This is a genomic window from uncultured Arcanobacterium sp. (assembly GCF_947253055.1).
Lineage (GTDB): Bacteria > Actinomycetota > Actinomycetes > Actinomycetales > Actinomycetaceae > Arcanobacterium_A.
On the sequence record NZ_CAMXYE010000088.1, the window covers coordinates 1 to 4,942 of the forward strand.

Sequence of the window (4,942 nt, forward strand, 5' to 3'; positions counted from 1 at the left end):
GGCTATATGTACTTTGCAATGGAGAGAAGGTAGCCGTGTCGGAAAAGAATAACCCAACTGCGGGCAAGTCGTCGCCAGAAAAACCGATACGGGCTTTGGTGGCGGAAGATGAGACCTTAATTCGCCTAGATATTGTCGAGACTTTACAAGATGCCGGTTATGAAATAGTGGGAGCCGCCGCCAACGGAGCAGAAGCGGTAGAGATGGCGGCAGAGCTAAAGCCGGAATTGATTGTAATGGACATTAAAATGCCCGTAAAAGATGGCATAGCGGCGGCAGAAGAGATTTTAAATACGCAGAATTGCGCAATCGTCATGCTGACCGCTTTTTCTCAGAAAGATTTAGTAGAAAAAGCGCGAGATGCCGGAGCTATGGCCTATGTGGTGAAGCCGTTTACCCCTGCTGATCTATTACCGGCAATCGAAATAGCTATTTCCCGCAGTCAAGAAATGGTGGCTCTGGAAGCAGAAATAGCTAATATGGAAGAAAAATTCACCAGTCGGAAGATAGTGTCGCGGGCCAAGGGACTCTTGCAGGAAAAAATGGGATTTACCGAGTCCGAGGCTTTTCGCTGGATTCAAAAAACTTCTATGGATCGGCGTCTAACTATGCGTGAAGTAGCGGAAGCTGTTATCGAGCAGGTGGGTTAAAGCAGAATTTAATCTGCACTAAATTATTTTCCCGGGTAATCTGGAATTATGAATAGCCCTACCTTATTGCTCATCGATGGCCACTCTATGGCTTTCCGCTCTTTTTATGCACTGCCTTTTCAGCAGTTCCGTACGCAAGAGGGAATATATACCAATGCGGTATTTGGCTTTACTAAGACATTGCTGCGTTTACTGCGCGATTATCAACCCGATCATGTGGCGGTAGCTTTCGATTTACCGGGTGGTACTTTCCGTACACGCGTCTACGGCGAATATAAAGGCGGGCGGGCGGCTACTCCAGAAGAATTCAAAGGGCAGATATCTTTGATTCAGCAATTGCTGGAAACAATCGGGATTACTTGGATTACCGTGCCGGATTACGAAGCAGACGATATCCTGGCCACGCTCTCTCAGCGGGGAGCCGAGGCGGGAATGAAAGTTTGGGTAGCTTCTGGGGATAGGGATGCCTATCAGCTAGTGAATGAGCAGGTGACGGTGCTCTATCCGCAGCAAGGAAAATTAGTGCCTTTTAATGCGGAAAAAGTACGGGAAAAGACGGGAGTCACTCCGGATCTTTATCCCGATATGGCTGCCCTGGTGGGGGAAAAAGCGGATAATCTACCGGGAGTGCCGCTAGTAGGGCCAGTGCGCGCCCAAAAATGGTTAGAAGAGTATGGATCTTTAGAAGATATTTTAGAGAATGCCGATAAAATTACCGGAAAAGCGGGAGATAATTTACGCGAATCACTGGCGCAGGTGCGGCGAAACCGCGAGCTAAATGCGCTGGTGCGCGATTTAGAGATCGAAAAAAGTTTTGCCGAAATGGAGGTGTGCGGGGTAGATTTACCGGCTTTTTCTCAGCTCTGCGCGACCTTAGATTTCAATCATTTGCGCTCCGAGATTCTGCATACGCTTCCCGTTAAAGAAGGCGCAGAGCCGGTGGTGGAGGCCAATTCGCAGTTGCGGGAATTAAAAGAGGAAAAGTTATCACCGGGCGCCTTGGAGAATTTTTTGGCGGCACATCCTGCTCCTTTTGCCGTTGCGGTAAAAGGAAATACCAAAGCAGGGCAAGGCACAGTAGAAAGTTTTTCCATCGCTGCTACCGACGGCTCCGCAATTAGCAGTGATTTTGCCGCTCTGCTAGCTAGCGATAAGCAGGCTTTAGCTGCTTGGTTGGCCAATGTGGAAATAGCCAAAGTGGGGCATAACGTCAAAGGTATGAATCATGCTTGGATCGGGGAGGGAATGCGCCTATACGGCAGCGTTGCCGATACGGAAATTCAAGCTGCGCTGCTTCATCCCGATCAGCGGAAATACGAAGTAGATAAACTGTGCCTGCGTTATTTAGCTCTGGATATCAGCACCGCGAATGACGGTACTTTAGGAATTAACGCCGATGGTACTCTCGGAGGCGATAATTTTGCGCGGCGCACCCTCGCCTTGCTGGATTTAGCAGATTTCTTAAATACCGAATTGAAGAAGAGCGGCACGGCCCGCCAAGTTTTAGAGCTGGAATTAGCGGTATCGGAAGTTCTCACCGAGATGGAAGAGCGCGGAATCTGCGTAGATAGAAAAATTTTGCAAAATCTGGCGGCTGATTTCGCGGCGAGCGCGGAAAATGCGACACAGTTAGCCTATCGGGCGATAGACGATGAAAACGTGAATCTTTCTAGCCCGAAGCAACTCCAAACGGTGCTTTTTGATAAATTACAGCTCCCTCCGACTAAAAAAACCAAATCCGGAAGCTACACTACGAACGCGGAGGCTCTTGCCGATTTATTAGAAAAAATAAGTAATCGGGAAGATGCACAGGCGGTGGCCGGGCAGCAATTTTTGTCTGCACTCTTAGCGCGGAGAGACGCGGTGAAACTTTCTCAATCCATTACCGGCTTGCAAGAAAGTGTGCAAAAAGATTCGCATATCCGCACCACTTTTCAACAGACCACGGCAGCTACCGGGCGGCTTTCCTCTACGGATCCGAATTTGCAGAACATTCATGCCCGTACGGCTGAGGGGCAGCGGATACGCAGTGCTTTTGTGCCGTCGCCGGATTACGATTTACTTCTCACTGCCGATTATTCGCAAATTGAAATGCGCCTTATGGCGCATCTTTCCGGAGATAGCTCCCTCATTCAAGCCTTTAATGATGGCGCAGATTTGCATCGGTATGTGGCCAGCCGCGTCTATAAAATTCCCGAAGCAGAAGTCACTGCTAGCCAGCGTTCTCATATTAAAGCTATGAGCTACGGTTTAGTTTATGGCCTTTCTGCCTATGGTTTGGCAGCACAGCTGCATATTTCACCGGGAGCAGCGCAGAATCTTATGGACGAATACTTTAGCCGGTTTGGGAAAGTGCGTGATTATCTGCAATCTTTAGTGGAAAAAGCGCGGGCGGATGGCTATACCGAGACAATTACCGGGCGACGGCGTTACTTGCCCGAGCTGAGTTCGCAAAATACGCAAGTGCGGAAAGCGGCGGAAAGAATGGCGCTCAATGCGCCGATTCAAGGTTCTGCTGCCGATATTATTAAGAAGGCCATGTGGAAGGTAGAATTACGGCTGCAACGGGAAAATTTGCAGGCGCGTATGCTGCTGCAGGTACACGATGAATTGATATTTGAATTACCAACTGCCGAGTTAGCGCAAGTAGAAGCACTGGTGCGCGAAGAAATGGAAAATACTATCCCGTTGAGCGTGCCACTTTCAGTGGGTATTGGATCCGGGGCGAATTGGCAACTGGCTGCCCACTGAAATGCAGCTGCCCTGCCCAGGAGTTGAGTACTTCGGTGCCAAGAATTCGGCTACTGCGGTGTTGGAGAGCCAACTAATGCTTAGTAAGCGCCGCTAGGTTACCTAGTAGGTATCGGCTAGTTCCGGCGCCGGAGCTAAGAAAATTTGTGGGCAATTAGTCAAAGAAAAATTTTGCTTTAGGCTTGCTTTCAACGGGAAAAGCCCCGTAGAGTGGTGTACTGGTATGTTGGATTTTCCAGCCTACCAATTGTCCATGTAAGAACTAGTTTTATCCGTAACGGAGTCACCAACTCTATGAGTGAAAATATTACATCCTCCCAAATTCCGGAGGTTGCCATAAACGATTTCAACAGCGAAGAAGAATTCATTGCTGCTGTTGATAAGACCATCAAATACTTCAATGACGGAGATATCGTCGAAGGAATCGTAGTTAAAGTAGACCGAGATGAGGTACTTCTCGATATCGGCTACAAGACGGAGGGAGTTATCCCTTCGAAAGAGCTCTCCATCAAGCATGATGTCAATCCGGATGACGTCGTCCAAGTTGGTGACGAAATCGAAGCGCTCGTAACGCAAAAAGAAGATAAAGAAGGGCGGCTGCTCCTTTCGAAGAAGCGGGCGCAGTATGAGCGGGCTTGGAACGAAATTGAGAAAGTTAAAGAGGCAGACGGCGTAGTCACTGGTACGGTGATTGAGGTAGTCAAAGGTGGCCTCATTCTCGATATCGGTCTGCGGGGCTTCTTGCCGGCTTCTCTGGTAGAGATGCGGCGGGTACGCGATTTGCAGCCTTATATTGGGCGGGAAGTAGAAGCGAAGATTATCGAACTCGATAAGAATCGCAATAACGTGGTACTTTCGCGCCGGGCTTGGCTAGAGCAGACGCAGTCGGAAGTGCGTACGCAGTTCCTCGATACTCTCCAGAAGGGGCAAATTCGCGAAGGCGTTATTTCCTCTATCGTCAACTTCGGAGCTTTCGTGGATTTGGGTGGCGTAGACGGTCTGGTACACGTATCCGAACTCTCTTGGAAGCACATTGATCATCCTTCCGAAGTAATCGAAGTGGGAGATAAAGTAACCGTAGAGGTACTGGATGTAGATTTCGATCGGGAGCGGGTATCCCTATCTTTGAAGGCTACGCAGGAAGATCCGTGGCAGACCTTTGCTCGTACCCACAGCATCGGCCAAATCGTACTGGGCAAGATTACCAAGCTGGTACCCTTTGGCGCTTTTGTGCGGGTGGAAGACGGCATCGAAGGTTTGATTCACATTTCCGAGTTGGCGCAGCGTCATATTGATTTACCAGAAGAAGTCGTGAAGATTAACGACGAAGTATTCGTAAAGGTAATCGATATCGATCTAGAGCGCCGGCGTATTTCTCTCTCGCTGAAGCAGGCTAATGAGGGAATAGATCCGAATTCAGAAGATTTTGATCCTTCGCTCTATGGCATGACTGCCGAATATGACGCCGAAGGCAATTACAAGTATCCAGAAGGATTTAATCCGGAAACCAATGAGTGGATGGAAGGCTACGAAGAAAATCA

At 48.9% G+C, this 4,942-nt stretch carries 3 protein-coding genes; all 3 read left to right on the forward strand.

Annotation, left to right across the window (positions count from 1 at the left end; all coding sequences use genetic code 11):
• Positions 1–35 precede the first annotated feature (35 nt).
• Positions 36–650, forward strand: coding sequence for an ANTAR domain-containing response regulator (locus Q0X35_RS05940; RefSeq protein ID WP_297566501.1), 615 nt, complete (start codon positions 36–38; stop codon positions 648–650).
• A gap of 48 nt (positions 651–698) precedes the next feature.
• Positions 699–3,401 carry a DNA polymerase I gene (gene polA, locus Q0X35_RS05945; RefSeq protein WP_297566497.1) on the forward strand — a complete coding sequence of 901 codons (2,703 nt, stop codon included), beginning with the start codon at positions 699–701 and terminating at the stop codon, positions 3,399–3,401.
• A gap of 294 nt (positions 3,402–3,695) precedes the next feature.
• Positions 3,696–4,942, forward strand: a 1,247-nt coding sequence (rpsA, locus tag Q0X35_RS05950; RefSeq protein WP_297566499.1) for a 30S ribosomal protein S1, incomplete at its 3' end; no start/stop codon positions are given.